The 20,330-nt window shown below is 71.1% G+C and carries 19 protein-coding genes; all 19 read left to right on the top strand.

Translation table 11 applies throughout. The features are described from left to right. Window positions 1-78: 78 nt before the first annotated feature. The 19 genes from DEI83_RS03350 to lspA all read left to right on the top strand — a co-directional run bounded on the left by DEI83_RS03350 (window position 79) and on the right by lspA (window position 20,322). Window positions 79-480 carry a DUF3040 domain-containing protein gene (locus tag DEI83_RS03350; protein ID WP_111080358.1) on the top strand — a complete coding sequence of 134 codons (402 nt, stop codon included), beginning with the start codon at window positions 79-81 and terminating at the stop codon, window positions 478-480. Window positions 481-834: 354 nt separating this feature from the next. Further along, a complete protein-coding gene (gene mraZ, locus DEI83_RS03345; protein ID WP_110825266.1) occupies window positions 835-1,266 on the top strand; it encodes a division/cell wall cluster transcriptional repressor MraZ in 432 nt (143 codons plus the stop codon). A 105-nt stretch (window positions 1,267-1,371) separates the two neighbouring features. Beyond that, window positions 1,372-2,325 carry a 16S rRNA (cytosine(1402)-N(4))-methyltransferase RsmH gene (gene rsmH, locus DEI83_RS03340; RefSeq protein WP_111080357.1) on the top strand — a complete coding sequence of 318 codons (954 nt, stop codon included), beginning with the start codon at window positions 1,372-1,374 and terminating at the stop codon, window positions 2,323-2,325. 1 nt (window position 2,326) lies between these two features. Continuing rightward, window positions 2,327-3,013: a hypothetical protein gene (locus tag DEI83_RS03335; protein ID WP_111080356.1), complete on the top strand. Its 687-nt coding sequence runs from the start codon at window positions 2,327-2,329 to the stop codon at window positions 3,011-3,013. Between the two features lie 34 nt (window positions 3,014-3,047). Continuing rightward, window positions 3,048-4,817 carry a penicillin-binding protein 2 gene (locus DEI83_RS03330; RefSeq protein ID WP_111080355.1) on the top strand — a complete coding sequence of 590 codons (1,770 nt, stop codon included), beginning with the start codon at window positions 3,048-3,050 and terminating at the stop codon, window positions 4,815-4,817. A 35-nt stretch (window positions 4,818-4,852) separates the two neighbouring features. Beyond that, the gene (locus DEI83_RS03325; protein ID WP_111080430.1) at window positions 4,853-6,475 is read left to right on the top strand and encodes a Mur ligase family protein; all 1,623 of its coding nucleotides are present in this window, start codon (window positions 4,853-4,855) and stop codon (window positions 6,473-6,475) included. Next, window positions 6,472-7,938 (top strand): UDP-N-acetylmuramoyl-tripeptide--D-alanyl-D-alanine ligase, encoded by a 1,467-nt coding sequence (gene murF, locus DEI83_RS03320; protein WP_111080354.1) that lies wholly within the window; start codon window positions 6,472-6,474, stop codon window positions 7,936-7,938. Before DEI83_RS03325 ends, murF begins: the two co-directional genes overlap by 4 nt. After that, window positions 7,935-9,038 (top strand): phospho-N-acetylmuramoyl-pentapeptide-transferase, encoded by a 1,104-nt coding sequence (mraY, locus tag DEI83_RS03315; protein ID WP_111080353.1) that lies wholly within the window; start codon window positions 7,935-7,937, stop codon window positions 9,036-9,038. Before murF ends, mraY begins: the two co-directional genes overlap by 4 nt. Beyond that, the gene (murD, locus tag DEI83_RS03310; RefSeq protein ID WP_111080352.1) at window positions 9,035-10,564 is read left to right on the top strand and encodes a UDP-N-acetylmuramoyl-L-alanine--D-glutamate ligase; all 1,530 of its coding nucleotides are present in this window, start codon (window positions 9,035-9,037) and stop codon (window positions 10,562-10,564) included. Before mraY ends, murD begins: the two co-directional genes overlap by 4 nt. Continuing rightward, entirely contained in the window at window positions 10,527-11,861 is a 1,335-nt protein-coding gene (gene ftsW, locus DEI83_RS03305) for a putative lipid II flippase FtsW (protein ID WP_111080351.1), read from the top strand. Before murD ends, ftsW begins: the two co-directional genes overlap by 38 nt. Further along, window positions 11,858-13,000 carry an undecaprenyldiphospho-muramoylpentapeptide beta-N-acetylglucosaminyltransferase gene (gene murG / locus DEI83_RS03300; RefSeq protein ID WP_111080350.1) on the top strand — a complete coding sequence of 381 codons (1,143 nt, stop codon included), beginning with the start codon at window positions 11,858-11,860 and terminating at the stop codon, window positions 12,998-13,000. The genes ftsW and murG overlap by 4 nt, the downstream gene beginning before the upstream one ends. Then, the gene (murC, locus tag DEI83_RS03295) at window positions 12,997-14,421 is read left to right on the top strand and encodes a UDP-N-acetylmuramate--L-alanine ligase (protein WP_111080349.1); all 1,425 of its coding nucleotides are present in this window, start codon (window positions 12,997-12,999) and stop codon (window positions 14,419-14,421) included. Before murG ends, murC begins: the two co-directional genes overlap by 4 nt. Then, window positions 14,418-15,656, top strand: coding sequence for an FtsQ-type POTRA domain-containing protein (locus tag DEI83_RS03290; protein ID WP_111080348.1), 1,239 nt, complete (start codon window positions 14,418-14,420; stop codon window positions 15,654-15,656). Before murC ends, DEI83_RS03290 begins: the two co-directional genes overlap by 4 nt. 159 nt (window positions 15,657-15,815) lie before the next feature. Beyond that, the gene (gene ftsZ, locus DEI83_RS03285) at window positions 15,816-16,982 is read left to right on the top strand and encodes a cell division protein FtsZ (protein ID WP_110903099.1); all 1,167 of its coding nucleotides are present in this window, start codon (window positions 15,816-15,818) and stop codon (window positions 16,980-16,982) included. 76 nt (window positions 16,983-17,058) lie between these two features. Continuing rightward, window positions 17,059-17,760, top strand: coding sequence for a YggS family pyridoxal phosphate-dependent enzyme (locus tag DEI83_RS03280; RefSeq protein WP_111080347.1), 702 nt, complete (start codon window positions 17,059-17,061; stop codon window positions 17,758-17,760). A gap of 44 nt (window positions 17,761-17,804) precedes the next feature. Beyond that, the gene (locus DEI83_RS03275; RefSeq protein ID WP_111080346.1) at window positions 17,805-18,389 is read left to right on the top strand and encodes a cell division protein SepF; all 585 of its coding nucleotides are present in this window, start codon (window positions 17,805-17,807) and stop codon (window positions 18,387-18,389) included. Window positions 18,390-18,485: 96 nt separating this feature from the next. Further along, a complete protein-coding gene (locus tag DEI83_RS03270; protein WP_258371036.1) occupies window positions 18,486-18,782 on the top strand; it encodes a YggT family protein in 297 nt (98 codons plus the stop codon). A 191-nt stretch (window positions 18,783-18,973) separates the two neighbouring features. Then, the gene (locus tag DEI83_RS03265; RefSeq protein ID WP_111080345.1) at window positions 18,974-19,654 is read left to right on the top strand and encodes a DivIVA domain-containing protein; all 681 of its coding nucleotides are present in this window, start codon (window positions 18,974-18,976) and stop codon (window positions 19,652-19,654) included. Window positions 19,655-19,656: 2 nt separating this feature from the next. Continuing rightward, window positions 19,657-20,322, top strand: a complete 666-nt coding sequence (lspA, locus tag DEI83_RS03260) for a signal peptidase II (RefSeq protein WP_258371035.1) — start codon at window positions 19,657-19,659, stop codon at window positions 20,320-20,322. Window positions 20,323-20,330 lie beyond the last annotated feature (8 nt).

Genomic DNA, 20,330 nt, shown 5'->3' with positions numbered 1-20,330 from the left:
TACCTTAGTGGGTGGTCCGGTCGTAAGATCGATCCACCCCTTCCACCGCGTCGATCCCAGGAACAAGAGGGAACCAAGATGCCACTCTCGGAGCAAGAGCAGCGCCTCCTCGAAGAGATGGAGCGGAGCCTCTACCAGAACGACTCCGACTTCGTGGCGCGCGTCACCCGCCGCCAGGGACGTCCGACGTACACCGCCATCACGATCGGTGTCCTGATCGGTCTCGTCGGCGTCGGTGTGATCGTCCTCGGGCTGGTCGTCAAGCAGCCCCTGATCGGGGTGCTCGGCTTCGTCGTGATGCTCGGCGGGGTGCTGTTCGCCCTCCGGTCCGGCGGTCGTACCCCGACCGCCCGCCCCACCCGGACCGCGTCCTCCGGACCGGCAGCGCGTGGCGCCTCCCGTCCCGCACGCGGGTCGTCCGGCGGCTCCTTCATCGACCGGATGAACGAGCGCTGGGACAAGCGCAACCAGCAGGACTAGCTCCACCGGTCCTCCACGATCCTCCACGGGGTCGGCCCTCCCGGGCCGGCCCCGTTTTCCGTGCCCGCCGGACTCATCGACCCCGGCGGACCCCCGGTGTCCGTCGTCGGCGCCGCCGCATCGCACGGTCCGATCGACGGTCACCGGTGTTCGCTGCGCCCTGGTCTCCCTCCACTGCCCTCCACCCGGGCTCCAGGCCCGTCACGGCGCGGATCGAGAGGCCCGCGCCGGCCCTCGTGTGCCCCCAGTAGGGGTGGCTGAGGCTGAGAGTGGGGCAGATCAGCGGCGAAGTGGAGGGAAGTGGAGTACGGTGGGGCACGACGAAGACCGGTGGAGCTGAGGGGAGGCCCCGACGTGCTGCTCGGTACCCATGCCCCGAAGCTCGACGAGAAGGGTCGCGTGATCCTCCCCGCCAAGTTCCGGGACGAACTGTCCGGCGGTCTCGTCATGACCCGCGGCCAGGAGCGGTGCGTGGTCGTCTTCAGCGCCAGGACCTTCGAGGAACTCCACGAACGGATCCGCCAGGCGCCGATGACGTCGAAGCGCACCCGCGACTACATGCGCCTGTTCCTCTCCGGAGCGAGCGCCGAACAACCCGACAAGCAGAACCGCGTCACGATCCCGCAGAACCTCCGCGAGTACGCGGGGCTCGAGCGGGACCTGACGGTCATCGGCAGCGGTGACCGTGCCGAGATCTGGTCGACCAGCGCATGGGAGGCCTACTACGCCGAGGCCGAGGAGGCCTTCGCCGAGAACGACGAGGAGGTGATCCCGGGGATCTTCTGATCCGCGGATCGGGACTCCCAGCCGTGAAGCCCTGACACACCTTCCCCGGTGTCAGGTCGCATGGATGGGGATCCGGACCCGCGGCCCAGGAGTCCAGGGGCGCACATGGCAGCACCGGAGAAGTTCCCGCACACCCCCGTGATGCTCGAACGGATCGTCGACCTCTTCACCCCGACGCTCGAAGGGCCGGGCAAGGTTGTCGTCGACGCCACGCTCGGCATGGGTGGACACTCCGCCGGCCTGCTCGAGCGGTTCCCGGAGCTCACGCTCGTCGGGCTCGACCGCGACACCGATGCACTCGGCATCGCGGGGGAGCGGCTGGCCCGGTTCGGCGACCGTGTCCAACTCGTGCACACCGTCTACGACGAACTCCCGGCCGCGCTCGACGGTCTCGGGATCGCCGAGGTCGACGGCGTCCTGTTCGACCTCGGCGTCTCGTCGCTGCAACTCGACCGCGCCGAACGCGGCTTCGCCTACAGCCAGGACGCCCCGCTCGACATGCGGATGGACCGCACGCAGGGCATCACCGCGGCGGAGGTCCTCGCCGAGTACGACGAGGGCGAACTCCGCCGGATCTTCCAGCGGTACGGCGAGGAGAAGCTGGCGGGCCGGTACGCGAAGGCCATCGTCGAGCGGCGCGCGACCGCCCCGTTCACGATGTCCGGCGACCTGGTGCAGGTGCTGCACGACGCGACGCCGGTCGCCGTGCAGCGTCAGGGCCACCCCGCCAAGCGCGTGTTCCAGGCGCTCCGGATCGAGGTCAACACCGAGCTGAGCGTCCTCGAGCGCGCGATCCCCGCCGCACTCGACCGCATCCGGGTCGGCGGGCGCCTCGTCGTCGAGTCCTACCAGTCGCTCGAGGACCGCATCGTCAAGCGGGCCCTCGTCGAGCGCACCACCTCGAGCGCCCCGGCGGACCTGCCGGTGGAGCTCCCCGAGCACGCGCCGACCTTCGCCCTCGTCGTCAAGGGCGCGGAACAGGCGGACGAGGCCGAGCGCGCCGCCAACCCCCGAGCTACCCCCGTGCGCCTGCGCGCGGCCGAGCGGATCCGGAAGTGACATGAGCACGAACCTCGCACTCGTCGACCCTGCCGTCGCCCCGTCGCGTGCCCCGCGTCCGGAGCACGACCGTTCGGCACGGAACCGCCCCGAACTCGTCGAGGTCACACCGACCAAGGCGCAGCGTCGGGCCCGGCCGCGGGTCGCCTACGCCGTGGTGGCGATCGCCGCGCTCGGCATCCTGCTCCTCGCGCAGCTCGGCATCAGCATGGCGCTCAGTCAGGGGGCCTACACGCTCAGTTCCCTGAAGAGCGAGCAGACCGGCCTCAACCGGACGCAGGCCTCGCTGTCCGAGGACCTCAAGGTGCTCGAGTCGCCGCAGAACCTGGCCCGGAACGCGCAGGCCCTCGGGATGATCGCCAACTCCACGCCCGTCTACCTCGACCCGAAGACCGGCACGGTGTACGGCACGCCAAAGCCCGCGACCCCGGAAGAGGCCACCGGCAACACCGCGAACCAGGTGCCGAACTCCCTGCTCGGGGACGTCCCGCTCGCGGCGCAGGCGGGCGACACCGCCACGAGCAAGGAGACCGGCGCGGACCCTGCCACCGCTGCCGACGCCCCTGCTGCCGGCGCGTCGGCCACCGACGCTGGGAACACCGGTGGGGCCAGCGCGTCGGACCAGGGTTCCGCGAAGTCGTCCGTAGAGTCCGACGCGAACCAGCTCCAGGCACCCACGACCCGGTGACCCACGGCTCAGCTCCATCCCGGAAAGGCCGCTCGTGACGAAGACCCTCCGCAACCGCCGACTCCGCTACAGCGTGGTGATGATCGCGGTCATCGCGCTCGTCGCGGTGTTCGTCGTCCGCCTGGTCGACATCCAGGTCGTGCAGGCCGCCGAACTCACGAAGGCCGCCGAGTCGAAGCGCAGCATCCCGGTGACCCTCTACGGCACGCGTGGCGCGATCGTCGACCGGGACGGCACCGCGCTGGCGGAGAGCGTGGTCCGCTACAACATCACGACCTCGCCCCGGCTCGTCAAGGGCTTCGAGGGCAAGCTCGGCGGCACCCGCGTCAAGGACGTCACCGTCGAGCAGGCGCTGAGCGCCGTCGCCCAGGCCTCGGGCGGGGACGTCGACACCATGCGGAAGAACATCGCCGCCGACCGGAAGTCGGACTTCGCCTACCTGGTCAAGGGCATCGACGCGAAGCACTACGAGGCCGTCACCGCACTCGGGATCCCGTGGGTCTACAAGGAGCAGCAGGCGTCCCGCACGTACCCGACGGCTGCGGCGACGGGCAACATCACCGGCTTCATGGGCACGGACGGTGCCCAGGCCGGCCTCGAGCTGGCGTACCAGGAGTGCCTCGCCGGGACGAACGGCTCCGAGACGTACGAGCGCGGCGAGGACGGCGTACAACTGCCGGGCAGCACCGTCACGAAGAAGCGGGCGAAGGACGGCGGCACGCTCGTCACCACGATCGACAGTGACCTGCAGTACATGGCCTCGCAGGACATCGCCGACGCCGCGCAGCAGCTGAAGGCCGAGTCGGCGACCGCCACGGTGATCAACGCGAAGACCGGCGAGGTCCTCGCCGTCGCGGACTACCCGACGGTGGACCCGAACGACGTCGACGCCACGACGGACCCGGGCGCGTACGGCTCCCGGGCGCTGACAGCGGCCTACGAGCCCGGATCGACCATCAAGGCCGCGATCGCCGCCGCCCTGATCGACAAGGGGCTCGCGAGCCCGACGACGCCGGTCGTGGTGCCGTACTCCAAGACGTTCCCGTGGGGCGGCACCATCCACGACTCGGAGTTCCACCCGACCGAGAACCTGACGCTGACCGGCATCCTGCGCGATTCCTCGAACGTCGGGATCACCGACCTCGGTGCGCAGATGTCGACCCAGCAGCGGTACGACGTGATGCGCGAGTTCGGGCTCTTCGAGCCGGAGCCCGCGATCGACTACCCGGGCCAACCGACGATGGACTACGGCTCGAGCCCGCAGTGGGACCAGCAGACCGACATCAACTCGATGTTCGGCCAGGGCATCCTGACCACCGCCATGCAGGTCTCCAGCGTCTACCAGACCCTCGCCAACGACGGCGTCCGGATCCCGCTGCACATGGTGAAGGGCTGCGAGGCCGAGGACGGCACGGTGACCGACGTGCCCGACGTGCAGAGCAAGCGCGTCGTCTCCGAGCAGGCGGCGAGCCAGACGGTCGACATGCTGCAGAGCGTCGTCACCGGCGGCACGCTCGTCGGCATGAAGCCGATCTCCGGCTACAACATCGCCGCGAAGACCGGTACCGCCGAGGTCGCGGACGGCGCGAAGGGCTACGGCGCGGACCGTATCATCTCGGTGGCCGGAATGGCACCCGCCGAAGACCCCCAGTATGTTGTCACGGTGACGTTCACGAAGCCGCAGACCACCAAGTGGTCGAGCGGAGCGGCTCCGGCGTTCCGCACACTCATGTCCCAGGTGCTCGAGAAGTACCGAGTCGCCCCCTCCACGACGCAGCCACGGACCTACCCGTCGACCTGGTAGGCCTGCCCGTCCACGTGGTGAGGAAGAAGGAGCACTTGTCAGCACGGATCCCCCCGGTCCTCCGGCCCGAACACCCGACCCCGCGGCCCGTCGCCGAACTCGCGAACGCCTTCGGGCTCCGGGTCGTCGGCTCGCTCGACGGTGTCGAGACGACCGGCGTCACCCTGAGCGCCGCCGAGGTGCAGCCCGGTGACCTGTTCGTCGGTGTGCACGGCGCGAACCGCCACGGCGCGGAGTTCGCCACGGACGCCGCCGAGCGCGGCGCCGTCGCGGTGCTGACCGATGCCGACGGTGTCGCGATCGCCGAGGCCTCCGGCTTGCCGGTCCTCGTCGTCGACGACCCCCGGGCAGCGCTCGGCGACGTCTCGGCCTGGGTGTACCGCACGAACCCCGACGAGGCCGAGCTGCCGCAGCTCTTCGCCGTCACCGGGACGAACGGCAAGACGAGCACGTCGTACATCCTCGAGGGCGTCCTCAAGCAGCTCGGGCTGGTCACCGGTCTGAGTTCCACCGCCGAGCGCCACATCGGGTCGCTCAGCGTGACGAGCCGCCTCACCACGCCCGAGGCCAGCGAGATGCACGCGCTCCTCGCCCGGATGCGCGAGAGCGAGGTGCGCGCGGTGGCCGTCGAGGTCAGCGCGCAGGCCCTCAGCCGGCACCGGGTCGACGGCATCGTGTTCGACGTCGTCGCCTTCACGAACCTCAGCCACGACCACCTCGACGACTACGCCGACATGGAGGAGTACTTCCAGGCGAAGCTGCCGCTGTTCCAGCCGGAGCACGGCCGCCGCGGGGTCGTCTCGCTCGACACCGACTGGGGTCACCGCGTCGTGCAGGACTCCCGCATCCCGGTGACCACCATCACGGTGCACCCGGACGTCGAGGCGGAGTGGCGCGTCGACATCCTCGAGGCGCACGCCGCCTACACCGAGTTCCGGCTGACCGGTCCGGAGGGCCGCGGCCTCACCACCCGCGTGCCGCTCATCGGCTGGCACATGGCGGCGAACGCCGCACTCGCGATCGTGATGCTCGTCGAGGGTGGGTTCGAGCTCGGGGCCATCGCGCACGCGCTCGAGACCAACCACCGTCGCTACCCCGACGAGACCGACGGCACCGTGGTGAGCGCCATCGAGTGCTACCTGCCCGGGCGCACCGAGCGCGTCTCCGGCGACACCGGGCCGAGCGTCTACGTCGACTTCGGGCACAGCCCGGACGCGTTCCTCAACACGCTCGCGGCGGTCCGACAGTTCACGCCCGGCAAGGTCGTCATGCTCTTCGGTGCCGACGGTGACCGCGACACGACGAAGCGCGCCGACATGGCCCGGGTCGCGGCAGCGGGCTCCGACATCCTCGTCGTGACCGACCACCACCCGCGCTTCGAGGACGCCGCGTCGATCCGGAAGACCCTGGTCGACGCCGCCCGCGCCGCGTACCCCGACCACGAGATCCACGAGGTCAGCCCGCCCGAAGCGGCGATCCGCGCTGCCGTCGCGCTCGTCGGCGATGGGGACTCGATCCTCTGGGCCGGCCCCGGCCACCAGGACTACCGCGACATCCAGGGTGTCCGGACGCCGTACTCGGCCCGCGACGAGGCCCGTGCGGCGCTCCGTGAAGCCGGCTGGGAACCGAACTCCGGCCCGGCGGAGGACGCCCGATGATCGCTCTGACCCTCGCCGAGATCGCTGCCGCGGTCGACGGCGAGCTCGTCCGCGGTGCCGCCGACACGACCGTCGACGGCTCGGTGGAGACGGACTCGCGTCTCGTCGGGCCGGGCAGCGTCTTCTTCGCCCTGCTCGGCGAGGAGACGGACGGACACCGGTTCGTGCCGGCCGCGGCCACCGCCGGGGCCGCCCTGGTCGTCACCGAGCGTGCCGTCGACCTGCCGACGGACTCCACCACCGCGCAGATCGTGGTGACCGACGGGTACGCCGCGCTGGCCGCCCTCGCGCACGACGTCGTCGCGCGCGTCCGCGCCGGCGGTGCCCTGCGGGTCGTCGGCATCACCGGCTCGAACGGCAAGACGAGCACGAAGAACATGCTCCGCACGATCCTGTCCCGCGCGGGCGAGACCGTCGCGCCGGAGGGGTCCTTCAACAACCACGTCGGCGCACCGATCTCGATGCTCCGGATCACGGTCGACACCCGGTTCCTGGTGGTCGAGATGGGCGCGAGCGGCATCGGTCACATCGCCAGCCTCGTCCGCATCGCGGAGCCGGACGTCGGCGTCGTCCTCAAGGTCGGGCTTGCCCATGCCGGTGAGTTCGGCGGGATCGAGGCCACCGAGCGCGCGAAGTCGGAGATGGTCACCGATCTGCCGACCACCGCCACCGCGCTCCTCAACGTCGACGACGACCGCGTCGCGCGGATGCGCGAGCGCACCGCCGCCCGCGTGGTCGGCTTCGGCACGTCCGCCGGAGCGGACTACCGCATCAGCGGGGTCACCACGGACCGCGAGGGCACCCGCTTCACGCTCACCGCGCCTCCCGTCGGTGACGGTGCACCGGCACCCGACGACGTGACGCAAGGCCCGTCCGACGCTCTCGAGACCGTCGACGTCCGCCTCGCCATCCTCGGTGAGCACCACGCCATGAACGCGGCCGCCGCCCTGACGGTGGCGCACCTCTGGGGTGTGCCACTCGCCGACGGCGCCGACGCGCTGGCGTCCATGACGCGTGCCGAGCGCTGGCGGATGGAGCTGCTGCAGGGCCCGGACGGCGTCACCGTCATCAACGACGCGTACAACGCGTCACCCGACTCGACCGCTGCGGCGCTCCGGACGCTCGCGCAGGTCGCCCGCCCGGGGGAGCGCACGGTCGCCGTCCTCGGCGAGATGGCCGAGCTGGGCGAGTTCTCGGTGGAGGAGCACGACCGGATCGGTCGGCTCGTCGTCCGTCTCGGCATCGGACAGCTCGTGGTCGTCGGCCGCGGCGCGATGGCCGTCCACCAGGCGGCCACCCTCGAGGGATCGTGGGACGGCGAGTCCGTGTACATCGAGGACGTCGACGACGCCGTCCGTGCCCTCCAGGAGATCGTGCGTCCGGGTGACGTCGTCCTGGTCAAGTCCTCGAAGTCGGCCGGGCTGCGGTTCCTCGGCGACCGCCTCGGAGGTGTCCCCGAATGATCGCGCTCCTCGTCGCCGGCGCCGTGTCGCTGGTGTTCACACTGCTGCTCACGCCGCTGTTCATCAAGCTGTTCCACCGTCTCGGGTGGGGACAGTTCATCCGAGACGACGGCCCGCAGTCGCACCACACCAAGCGCGGCACCGCCACGATGGGCGGCATCGTCCTCATCCTCGGCGCCGTCCTCGGGTACTTCGTCGGGCACCTGGCCGGTCGTGACCCGCTGACGCTGTCCGGCCTGCTCGTGCTGTTCCTCATGGTGGGGCTCGGCGTGGTCGGGTTCGTGGACGACTTCCTCAAGGTGCGTCGTCAGCGCAGCCTGGGTCTCGGCGGTTGGGCGAAGGTCCTCGGTCAGGTCATCGTCGGCGTCGTCTTCGCGACGATCGCCCTCGTGGTGCCGACCGACAGCGGCAAGCCGCCGGCGTCGACCATGATCTCGGCCATCCGGGACGTGCCGTGGCTCGACTTCATGGCACTCGGCACGGTCATCGGGACGATCCTGTTCCTGGCGTGGATCGTGCTGCTGACGGTGTCGACCTCGAACGGCGTGAACGTCGCGGACGGCCTCGACGGCCTCGCGACCGGATCGAGCATCCTCGCGATCGGCTCCTACGTCGTCATCGGGTTCTGGCAGTCGAACCAGATCTGCGGCGGTGCCCGCATCGACGAGAGCACCCGGCACGCCTGCTACACCGTCACCGACCCGCTCGACCTCGCGGTCGTCGCGGCCGCGGTCTGCGGTGGGCTGATCGGGTTCCTCTGGTACAACACCTCGCCGGCCCAGATCTTCCTCGGCGACACCGGTTCGCTCGGTCTCGGCGGTGCCCTCGCCGGTCTCGCGATCCTCAGCCGCACCGAGCTCCTGCTCATCCTCATCGGTGGCCTGTTCTTCATCGTCACCGGGTCGGTGATCCTGCAGCGCGCGTACTTCAAGATCACGCACGGCAAGCGCATCTTCCGGATGAGCCCCCTCCACCACCACTTCGAGCTCAAGGGCTGGGCCGAGGTGACCGTCGTCGTCCGGTTCTGGATCATCGCGGGGCTCTGCGTCGCGGCCGGGGTCGGGCTGTTCTACCTGGAATGGATCGCACGAGTCCAATGAGCGAACGCCTGAACGGTCTCGACAGCTGGTACTCCGGAGGCTGGAAGGGCCTGCGGGTCGCCGTGCTCGGACTCGGTGCCACGGGGTTCTCCGTCGCCGACACGCTCGCCGAACTCGGCAGCGACGTGGTGGTGTACTCGACCGACGCGCCGGACGACAGCGTGGAGCTGCTCGACGTGATCGGTGCCCGGTTCGTGCAGACGCCGCTCGACACCGTGCCACCGGAACTCGTCGCGCACGCGCCGGACCTCGTGGTCGTGTCGCCCGGGCTGCCGCCGCACAACGCGACGGTCGCGTGGGCCGTCGCGAACAGCACCGTGTGGGGGGACATCGAGCTCGCCTGGCGGGTGCGGGACAAGGTCGTGAGGGGACCCGTCGCCGCGCCGTGGGTCACGATCACCGGCACGAACGGGAAGACCACCACGACGCAGCTCGCGACGGCGATGTACACCGCGGGTGGCCTGCGGGCCGTCGCCTGCGGCAACATCGGGGTCCCCGTGCTCGACGTCGTCCGTGACCCCGAGGGCTTCGACGTCCTCGTCGTCGAGCTGTCCAGTCACCAGCTGCACTACATGCCGACCACCGGGCCGGGCGCCGTGGTCCCGCTCGCGTCGGCGTGCCTGAACATCGCCGACGACCACCTCGAGTGGCACGGCTCGGCCGAGGCCTACCGGGCCGCCAAGGCCAAGGTGTACGAGCGCACCGTGATGGCGTGCGTGTACAACACCGCCGACGAGGTCACCCGACGCATGGTCGAGGAGGCCGACGTCGTGGAGGGGTGCCGCGCGGTCGGCTTCTCACTCGGCGTGCCTGTGCCCGGCGACGTCGGCGTCGTGGACGACGTGCTCTGCGACCGGGCGTTCACCGAGGACCGCCGCAACAGCGCGCTCGAGCTCGCGACCGTGGCGGACCTCGAGCTCGCCGGTCTCGACAGCCCGCACATGACCGCGAACGTGCTCGCCGCGGCCGCACTCGCACGCGCGGCGGCCGTGCAGCCGAGCGCCGTCCGGGCCGCGGTGCAGGGCTTCCGTGCCGACCACCACCGCACCGAGTCGGTCGCGAGCGCCGACGGCATCGCCTGGGTCGACGACTCGAAGGCCACGAACCCGCACGCGGCGACGGCGTCGCTGTCGGCGTTCGACTCCGTGGTGTGGATCGTCGGCGGGCTGTTCAAGGGCGTCGACGTCGACGGGCTGGTCGAGCGGTTCGGTCCCGGCGTCCGAGGCGTCGTCGTCATCGGCACCGACCGCGCGCCGGTACTCGAGGCATTCGCACGACACGCGCCCACGGTCCCGGTGCTCCAGGTGGAAGCGACGGACACTGAGCAGGTCATGCCCGAGGCGGTCCGGCATGCCGCATCGGTCGCGCGACCGGGCGACACGGTCCTCCTCGCCCCGGCGGCGGCGTCGTTCGACCAGTTCGCTTCCTACGCCGACCGGGGCGAGCGTTTCGCGGCTGCGGTCCACGAGCACCTGGGAGGCGACGCCGATGGCGACACCGACGGATCTGCCGACGAACGGCCGTAGCCCCCGAGCACGAGCGAGCGCCGCGGGGGCCGCTGCTGGTGCCCGCGTCACGTCCGGTGTCGACGGTGCACGACGCCGCTCGAACGGGGCCGTCGTGGCGGTGAAGAACGTGTTCGTCGCCGAGTCGACGACCTTCTACACGATCCTCGGCGTCACGCTCTTCCTCGTCGTCTTCGGCGTGGTGATGGTCCTGTCGTCGTCGAGCGTCGAGGAGTACCGCTACAAGCACGGCTTCTTCGGCGCGTTCGCGAAGCAGGGCCTCTACGCGCTCATCGGCGTGCCGCTCATGCTCGTGGTGAGCCGGCTCTCCGCGGAGTTCTGGCGTCGGTGGGCGATGCGGATCCTCGGCGCGGGGCTCGTGCTCCAGCTGCTCGTCTTCACCCCGATCGGCATCTCGGTGCAGGGCAACCGGAACTGGATCGGTCTGGGCGGGTTCACCGCGCAGCCGTCCGAGATCCTCAAGCTCGCGCTCGTGCTCGGCATCGGGGCGGTGCTCTTCCGGAAGCGCGAGAAGCTCCACGACTGGCGCGAGGTCTTCATCCCCGTCGGGCTGGCGACGGCCGTGTCGATCGGCCTCGTGCTGCTCGGCGGTGACCAGGGCACGGCGATGATCATGATGATCCTCGTGTTCGGCAGTCTGTTCGTCGGGGGCGCGCGCCTCCGGCACCTCGCCGTCGGCATCGTCGCGATCGCGGTGATGCTGCCCGTCGTCACGATGGCCTCGAGCTCCCGGCAGTCGCGCATCAGCGCGTGGCTCTCCGGCTGCACCGACTCGAACCAGGCCCAGGACCTCTGCTGGCAGCCCGTGCACGGCATGTGGGCCCTGGCGTCCGGCGGAGTGTTCGGCGTCGGGCTCGGCAACTCGAAGCTGAAGTGGTCGTGGCTGCCCGAGGCGGACAACGACTACATCTTCGCGATCGTCGGCGAAGAGCTCGGACTCATCGGCGCGGTCGTCGTGCTCGCGCTGTTCGTCGTGCTGGCGATCGGCATGGTGCGGGTCATCCGACTCTCCCCGGACCCGTTCGTCCGGACCGTCACGGGCGGCGTGCTCGCGTGGGTGATCGGGCAGGCGCTCGTCAACATCGCCGTCGTCCTCGGCCTGCTGCCCGTCCTCGGCGTCCCCCTGCCGCTGATCTCCGCCGGCGGATCGGCCCTCATCATGACCCTCGTCGCGATCGGCATCGTGCTGTCCTTCGCCCGCGACCTGCCCACCCGGACCGGGTCGGGCGGGGCCGGCAGTGCCACCGGTCGCACCACCGTCCCGGCTCCCGGGACGCAGAACGGAGCCCTGCGGTGAGCCGCTACCTCTTCGCCGGCGGCGGGACCGCCGGTCACGTGAACCCCCTGCTCGCGGTGGCCGACCGGCTGACCCAGCGGTCCCCGGAGGACGAGGTCCTGGTGCTCGGCACCGCCGAGGGGCTCGAGTCCCGGCTGGTGCCGATGCGCGGGTACGAGCTCGTGACCATCCCGCGCCTGCCGTTCCCACGCAAGCCGAACGCCGCAGCGCTCCGGTTCCCGGGTGCCTTCTGGTCGGCCGTCCGCCGCACCGAGCGGATCATCCGCGAACGGGAGATCGCCGTCGTCCTCGGTGTCGGCGGGTACGCAGCCGCCCCGGCCTACGTCGCGGCCAAGCGCACCGGGACCCCGATCGTCGTGCACGAGCAGAACGCCAAGCCGGGGCTCGCGAACCGGATGGCGGCGGTGTTGACCGAGCACGTCGGGGTGACGTTCTCGAACACCCGTCTCCCGCACTCGCGGGTCGTCGGCATGCCGCTGCGCCGGGAGATCGAGCGCCTGGACCGGCGTGCCGAACGCGCCGCCGGCTTCGCGGAGTTCGGGCTCGACCCGGACCGGCCCGTCCTGCTCGTCACGGGTGGCTCCTCGGGCGCACGGAGCATCAACCGCACGGTGCACCGTGCGGCGGCGACGATCCTCGGCGCGGGCTGGCAGATCCTGCACGTGGTGGGCGCCGCCTCCGACATCGGCCCGAGCGACCTGGACGGCTACCACGTGCTGCCGTACTGCGACCGCATGGACCTGGCGTACGCCGCTGCGGACTTCGTGGTCTCGCGCTCGGGTGCCGGCATGGTGTGCGAGCTCACGGCCGTCGGCCTGCCGAGCGTCCTGGTGCCGTACCCGGTGGGGAACGGCGAGCAGCGGCACAACGCGCGCGACGTCGTGGCCGCCGGGGGAGCGGTGCTCGTCGCCGACCAGGAATTCACGCCGGAGTGGATCACGTTGCAGCTGCTGAGCATCCTGGAGGACCGTGCCGGCATCGCGGACATGGCCGTCCGGTCCGGCAGCGTCGGACACCGCGACGGCGCCGACCGCATGACCGAGCTCGTCCTCGGTGCCGCGGAGGCCAGCGGACGCAGCACGGGCAGGACCGGGAACACCCGCGGCACCAGCACCACCAGCACCACGGAGGAACCATGACCATCAAGCCGGACCTCACGCAGCCGATCCCGGAGGACTTGGGGACGGTGCACTTCGTCGGCATCGGCGGCTCCGGCATGAGCGGCATCGCCCGGATGTTCCTGGCCGCCGGCCACCGCGTCACGGGCAGTGACTCCCGCGAGACCGCGACGACGGGCCGCATGCGCGAGCTCGGCGCCGACGTCCGGATCGGTCACGACGCCGCGAACCTCGGCGACGCCGACACGGTGGTCGTCACCAGCGCGCTCTGGCCGGACAACCCGGAACTGCTCGAGGCGAAGCGCCGGGGGCTGCCGGTGCTGCACCGGTCGCAGGCCCTCGCCGCCCTCATCTCGGAGCACCGCCTGGTCGCCGTCGCCGGTGCGCACGGCAAGACCACCTCGACGGGGATGATCGTGACCGCGCTCGTCGAACTCGGTCTCGACCCGAGCTTCGTCAACGGGGGCGTCATCCAGTCCCTCGGCACCAGTTCGGCACCGGGCAGCAGCGACCTGTTCGTCGTCGAGGCGGACGAGTCCGACGGTTCCTTCCTGCTCTACGACGTCGCGATCGCGCTCATCACGAACGTCGACCCGGACCACCTCGACCACTACGGCAGTGAGCAGGCCTTCATCGACGCGTTCGTCGCGTTCGCCGCCGAAGCACGCGAACGCGTCGTGGTCTCGAGTGACGACGCCGGCGCCGTGCGGGTCACCGAGGGCCTCCGGGCACGGTCGGACGCCCCCGAGATCGTCACCTTCGGTCTGGCCGAGGACGCCGACGTGCGGATCGAGCGCATCGACGAGGGCGTCGGCGTCGGCGTCGACCTCCGCTGGGGCGGCTCCTCGTACCACCTCGCTCTCCGGGTGCCGGGTCGCCACAACGCGGTGAACGCCGTGGGCGCCTTCGCGGTACTGGTCGGCCTGGGGGTCGAGCCGTCCGACGCGGTCCGCGGCATCGAGGCGTTCGGCGGGACCGAACGACGCTTCGAACTGCACGGCGTCGAGCGCGGGGTGTCGGTCTACGACGACTACGCGCACCACCCGACCGAGGTCGCCGCGGCGCTCCGGGCCGCGCGCAACGTCGTCGGCGACGGCCGGATCATCGCGATCCACCAGCCGCACCTGTACTCGCGCACCCGCATGATGGCCGGCGAGTTCGCGGCGGTGTACGAGGAGCTCGCCGACCACACCGTGGTCCTCGACGTCTACGGCGCCCGCGAGGACCCGGAGCCCGGCGTCACCGGCGCACTGGTGCAGGAGCGCTTCGCCGACCAGGAACGGGTGGACTACCTGCCCGACTGGGCCGAGGCTTCCGCCCGTGCCGCCGCGGTGGCCCGGGAGGGCGACATCGTGATGACCCTGAGCTGTGGTGACGTGTACCGCATCATCCCGCAGGTGCTGACCGCGCTGCAGAGCGGCCCGGGAGCCGCGGGCCGGTGAAGCGTCCCGAGGGCTTCGACGAGCACGCCGGGGCCGACGACCGCCGCACCGGATCGAGCGCTGCGGCGGACCGGCCACGGAAGCCGCCGCGTCCGTCCCGGGGTGCCGGTCTGCGCGCAGCGCTGGACGGCGTCCGGGAGGCCCGCCGCGGCTCCGGGACACCGGCTACGGACGAGGGCGCCCTGCGCGGCGCGGGTCCGGCACTGGATGCCGCCGACGGCGACCGAGTCGTACGGCGCCGCGGCGACGATGCCGTCCGCGGCACCGCTGAGCAGCCGGCGGGTCTGCCGGAGCTGCCGGTGGTCGACCTCACCGAGGACGACCGCGCCGTCGAACCGACGGCGGAGCCGGAGCCGGCCGGTGGACCGGACGCGCGCGTCGACGAGGGCGCGACCCCGGGCGTCGCACCGCACGTCCCCTCGACCACCCCGATCGGTGCCCGTGTCCGCGCTGCCGAGACGGCCCGCGAGGCCCGGGTCGCCCGCAAGCGTCGCCGTCTGCTCGAGCGCGCCGAGGTCCGTCGGTTCACGCGTCGCAGCCGACACCGCCGTGCTGCGTGGACCGCGGCGGGCGGTGTCGTCGCGGTGCTCGTCGTGTCGATCCTCGTCGCGGTGTACTCGCCGCTCATGGCGCTCCGCACAATCGAGGTGAAGGGCACCGACCGGGTCGACGCCGCACAGGTGCGAGCAGCGCTGTCCGGGCAGCTCGGCACGCCGCTCGCCCGGATCGACCTCGACGAGGTGCAGCAGCGGATCGCCGGGTTCCCGCTCATCGAGAGCTACGTGACGGAAGAGGAGCCACCGCACACCCTCGTCGTCACGGTCACCGAGCGGACCCCGGTCGTCGCGGTGCAGTCCGGGCGCACCTTCGACCTGGTCGACCCGGCCGGCATCGTCGTGCAGTCGACGACGAAGCGACCGGGCGACATGCCGGTCGCGGACATCGGACGCGCGAAGCTCGGGAGCCCGGTCTTCCGGACCATGACCGAGGTCGTCCTCGCGATGCCGGCGGCCGTCCGGGCCCAGGTGTCGGGCATCGGCGCCTCGACGACCGACGACGTGACCCTGAGCATGCGCGACGGGTCGAGCGTGGTGTGGGGGAGTCCGGACGAATCCGCGGCGAAGGCCGAGCTCCTCGCCGCCCTCGTGGCGGACCACGCGAAGCGGTCGCCGGACTCGAAGGTCGAGTTCGACGTGTCGGCACCCGACAACGGGATCATCCGGCCGCGGTCCTGACACCGTCGGACAAAAGCCGGGCGGCATCGGCGACACGCGGCGTGGCGGGTCGTCACGAGCACGACGGCACCCGTAGCGTCGGGGCCAGCACCATTCGTAGCAGCTAGAACTCTGAACTTCAAGCACAGGTTGAGGGTTTTGACCGGAGGCCGGACAGACGTGACCACGAACCACAACTACCTCGCCGTCATCAAGGTGGTCGGTGTCGGCGGCGGCGGTGTCAACGCCGTCAACCGCATGATCGAGCTCGGACTCCGCGGGGTCGAGTTCATCGCCATCAACACCGACGCGCAGGCGCTGCTCCTGAGCGACGCCGACGTGAAGCTCGACGTGGGTCGCGAGATCACCCGCGGGCTCGGCGCTGGTGCCGACCCCGAGGTGGGCCGCCGCGCCGCCGAGGACCACGCGGAGGAGATCGAGGAAGCGCTCGCGGGCGCCGACATGGTCTTCGTCACCGCAGGCGAGGGTGGTGGCACCGGGACGGGCGGCGCCCCGGTCGTCGCGCGCATCGCGAAGTCCATCGGTGCGCTGACCATCGGTGTCGTCACGAAGCCGTTCGGCTTCGAGGGCAAGCGCCGCCAGTCCCAGGCCGAGAACGGCGTCGCGAGCCTGAAGGACGAGGTCGACACGCTCATCGTCGTGCCGAACGACCGCCTGCTCGAGATCTCCGACCGCGGGATCTCCATGGTCGAGGCCTTCGCCACGGCCGACCAGGTGCTCCTCGCCGGTGTCCAGGGCATCACGGACCTCATCACGACCCCGGGTTTGATCAACCTCGACTTCGCCGACGTCAAGAGCGTCATGCAGGGTGCCGGCTCGGCGCTCATGGGCATCGGCTCCTCGCGGGGTGCCGACCGTGCGATCAAGGCGGCCGAGCTCGCCGTCGCGTCGCCGCTGCTCGAGGCTTCGATCGACGGTGCGCACGGCGTGCTGCTGTCGATCCAGGGTGGTTCGAACCTCGGCATCTTCGAGATCAACGACGCGGCCCGCCTGGTGCAGGAGGCCGTCCACCCCGAGGCGAACATCATCTTCGGTGCGGTGATCGACGACACGCTCGGTGACGAGGTGCGCGTGACCGTCATCGCCGCCGGCTTCGACGGCGGCGAGCCGTCGCAGCAGCAGCACCAGGAGCGGCGCTCGAGCTACGTCGACCCGGATGCCGGTGCCACGGTGCCGGTCACCACCGGTTCGTCCAACCGCATCGAGGACTCCGGCCACTCGACCCCGTCCTGGGCGTCGCAGGAGCACGAGCCGCCGGCGCAGCGCGCCGCCGACCCGGCCTTCGACGACGACGACGAGCTCGACGTCCCCGACTTCCTGAAGTGAGCCGTCCGCGCACGTGAGTGACGCCGACCAGCGTGAGCCGAGCCTCCCGTCCGATCCCGGACCGGAGGCTCGGCCTGTGTCCGCAGCGTCCGACACCGGTCTGGAGGCTCGGCTCGAGTCCGTCCGGGCGGGCATCGCAGACGCCGCCCGCGCCGCCGGTCGCTCCGCCGCCGAGCTGACGCTCGTCGTCGTCACGAAGTACCACCCGGCAGCCCTGGTCCGGCAGCTCGCCGCGCTCGGGGTGACCGACGTGGGGGAGAACCGCCACCAGGAGGCGCAGGCCAAGGCCGCGGAACTCGCAGACCTCGGCTTGACCTGGCACTTCGTCGGGCAGTTGCAGTCGAAGAAGGCCCGGCAGGCGCGTCGGTACGCCCACGTGGTGCAGTCCCTCGACCGCGCGAGCGTCGTCGACGCCTTCGCCCCGACCGAGACCGAACCGGACCCCCGCGTGCTCGACGGGTTCGTCCAGGTGAACCTGACGGACGACCCCGGTCGTGGCGGGGTCGCGCCGGACGACGTCGACGCGCTGGCCGAGCGGGTCCTGGCGACCGGCACCCTCCGACTCCGCGGCGTGATGGCGGTAGCCCCGCTGGACGAGGAGCCCCGCGCCGCGTTCGCCCGGCTCCGTGTGGTCTCCGAGCGGGTCCGTCTGCTCGATCCCGCGGCGACGGACATCTCCGCCGGCATGAGCGGCGACTACGCAGAGGCGATCGCGGAGGGCGCGACACACCTGCGGATCGGGACCGCAATCACCGGGAATCGCCCCGCCGCGCCCTAGCCTCGACGCAGGGCACCAACGAGCACGCACTCCCCGGAGGAACCATGGCCAACCCCCTGAAGAAGACGATGGTCTACCTCGGCCTCGCCGATGAGGAACTCGAGTACGAGGACGAGCAGCAGACCGCGCCGACGCAGGCGCGGCAGCAGGCTCCCGCCGCGGCAGCGCAGCAGGAGGCCCCGGCCGCCGCGACGCCCGCTGCCGCTCCGGCCGCCGCAGCACCGGCGGCTGCCGCTCCGGCCGCCGTCGCCGTGAAGCCCCAGCACACCTCCCAGCGCGGCGCGCAGGTCACCCCGCTCCGCCGCTCGCACACGACCGCACAGAAGGCGACCCCGGTCCAGGAAATGAACGAGATCCTCACCGTCCACCCGCGCGAGTACAAGGACGCCCAGTCCATCGCCGAGAGCTTCCGCGACGGCATCCCCGTCATCATCAACCTCTCGCAGATGACCGAGACGGACGCCCGTCGCATGATCGACTTCGCGAGCGGCCTGTCGCTCGGCCTGTACGGCAAGATCGAGCGTGTCACGAACAAGGTCTTCCTGCTGTCGCCCGCGCACATCGCAGTGAGTGGCGAGCCTGCTGAGGTAGAGTCCGACATCGAGGCGAACTTCTTCGCCCAGTCCTGAGCCGCCCGTGCGGTGCCGGTGCCCGCGGGTGCCGGAACACCGCTCGGCACCCAGGCCCACCCCGGCCCCGGTCACACGAGACGAGCGAGCCGAACCGTGTTCATCTTCACGATCCTCTCCTTACTCCTCACGCTGTACTTCTTCATCATGTGGGGTCGCTTCGCCCTCGACATGGTCCAGGCGTTCAACCGCACCTGGCGTCCGCAGCGTGTGCTGCTCGTCATCGCGGAGTTCGTGTACACCGTCACGGACCCGCCGATCAAGGCCGTCCGACGCCTCCTGCCGCCGCTCCGGCTCGGTCCCGTGGCGCTCGACTTCGGGTGGACGATCGTGATGCTCGTCGTGATCATCCTGCGTGTCGTGGTCCAGTCCCTGGCCTACCGATTCGTCTGATCCCGACCACCCCGACACGCGCCACGCGGCGAACCGACACGGTTCCGAGCCGCCCTCGGTGTACGGTGGTCGGGATCGATGCCCCGCCCTGGCGGGACATCCGCACCGGGAGCCCCGGCTGGTAGGTTCAGCACGGACGGCCAGCAGGGCCCCGGTTCCACACGTTCAGCAGTTCTATTGAGGTGACGGCAATGGCTTTGACGCCGGAAGACGTAGTCAACAAGCGGTTCCAGCCGACCAAGTTCCGCGAGGGCTACGACCAGGACGAGGTCGACGACTTCCTCGACGAGATCGTGGCCGAGCTGCGTCGCCTGAACCAGGAGAACGAGGAGCTGCGCCAGCGCCTCCAGTCGGCCGACTCCGCGCCGTCGCTCGCCAAGGACGACGAGCCCGCGCCGGCACCGACTCCGGAGCCGGCCCCGGTCGCCGCCGCGCCCGAGCCCACCCCGGTGCCCGCCGCCGCGCCGACCACGACGGTCAACCCGGACGAGGACACCGAGGGCACGACGAACCTGCTCACGCTGGCCCGCCGCCTCCACGAAGAGCACGTCCGTGAAGGTGTCGAGAAGCGTGACGCCCTGATCGCCGAGGGCCAGGCCCAGGCCGCCCGCCTCGTCTCCGAGGCCGAAGCCAAGCAGCGCCAGATCATCGCGGACACCGAGAACCAGAACCGTCAGCGGGTCGCGGTGCTCGACCAGGAGCGCACGCAGCTCGAGGGCAAGATCGACGAACTCCGCACGTTCGAGCGCGACTACCGTGCGCAGCTCAAGAGCTACATCCAGAGCCAGCTCGCCGAGCTCGACTCGTCTGCCAGCACCGAGCAGTCCGGCTTCTCGCCGGCCCCGGCCTCGGCGCAGGGCTTCGGCAACTGACGTTGGACCGACCCGTCCCACGAGCGAAGGTCAGTGCACGCGCGATCGCGGCACTGGCCTTCGCCGCTGTCGTGGTGGTGACGCTCGACCAGGTCACGAAGGCGCTCGTCGTCGCGAACCTGCCCGAGGGCGTCGTCGTCCCCGTGCTCGGGGACGCACTGCAGTTCCTGTCCGTCCGGAACCCCGGAGCGGCGTTCTCCTTCGCGGTCAACATGACCTGGGTGTTCTCGGTCATCTCGGCAGCCGTCGTCGTCGCGATCGTCGTGTACGCCCGTCGCATCCGCTCGATGTGGTGGGCGCTCGTGCTCGGCATGCTCCTCGGCGGTGCGCTCGGGAACCTGACCGACCGGCTCTTCCGTGAGCCCGGCTTCGGCCGCGGACACGTGGTCGACTTCATCTCGACGCCGTGGATGATGCCCGCGATCTACAACGTCGCCGACTCGTTCATCTGCGCCAGCATGGTCGTCTTCGTGCTGCTCGTGGTCCTCGGGGTCAACCTCGACGGAACGCGAGCGGTGTCGGAGAAGCAGCAGGCGCGTGCCGCTGCCGACGCGACCGACGTGCCGGACGAGGGACGGGCCTCCCGGACGGACCGCGACGGCACCGTGCACGACGGCCGCCCCCACGACGGCCGTCCGCACGACGCCCTCGGCCACGACGCGACGTGACGCCGGCA

Origin of the sequence: Curtobacterium sp. MCBD17_021 (assembly GCF_003234525.1) — a bacterium.
Taxonomy (GTDB): Bacteria; Actinomycetota; Actinomycetes; order Actinomycetales; family Microbacteriaceae; genus Curtobacterium.
The sequence above is the reverse complement of the archived record's forward strand: the minus strand, read 5'-3'. Positions and strand labels throughout refer to the sequence as shown.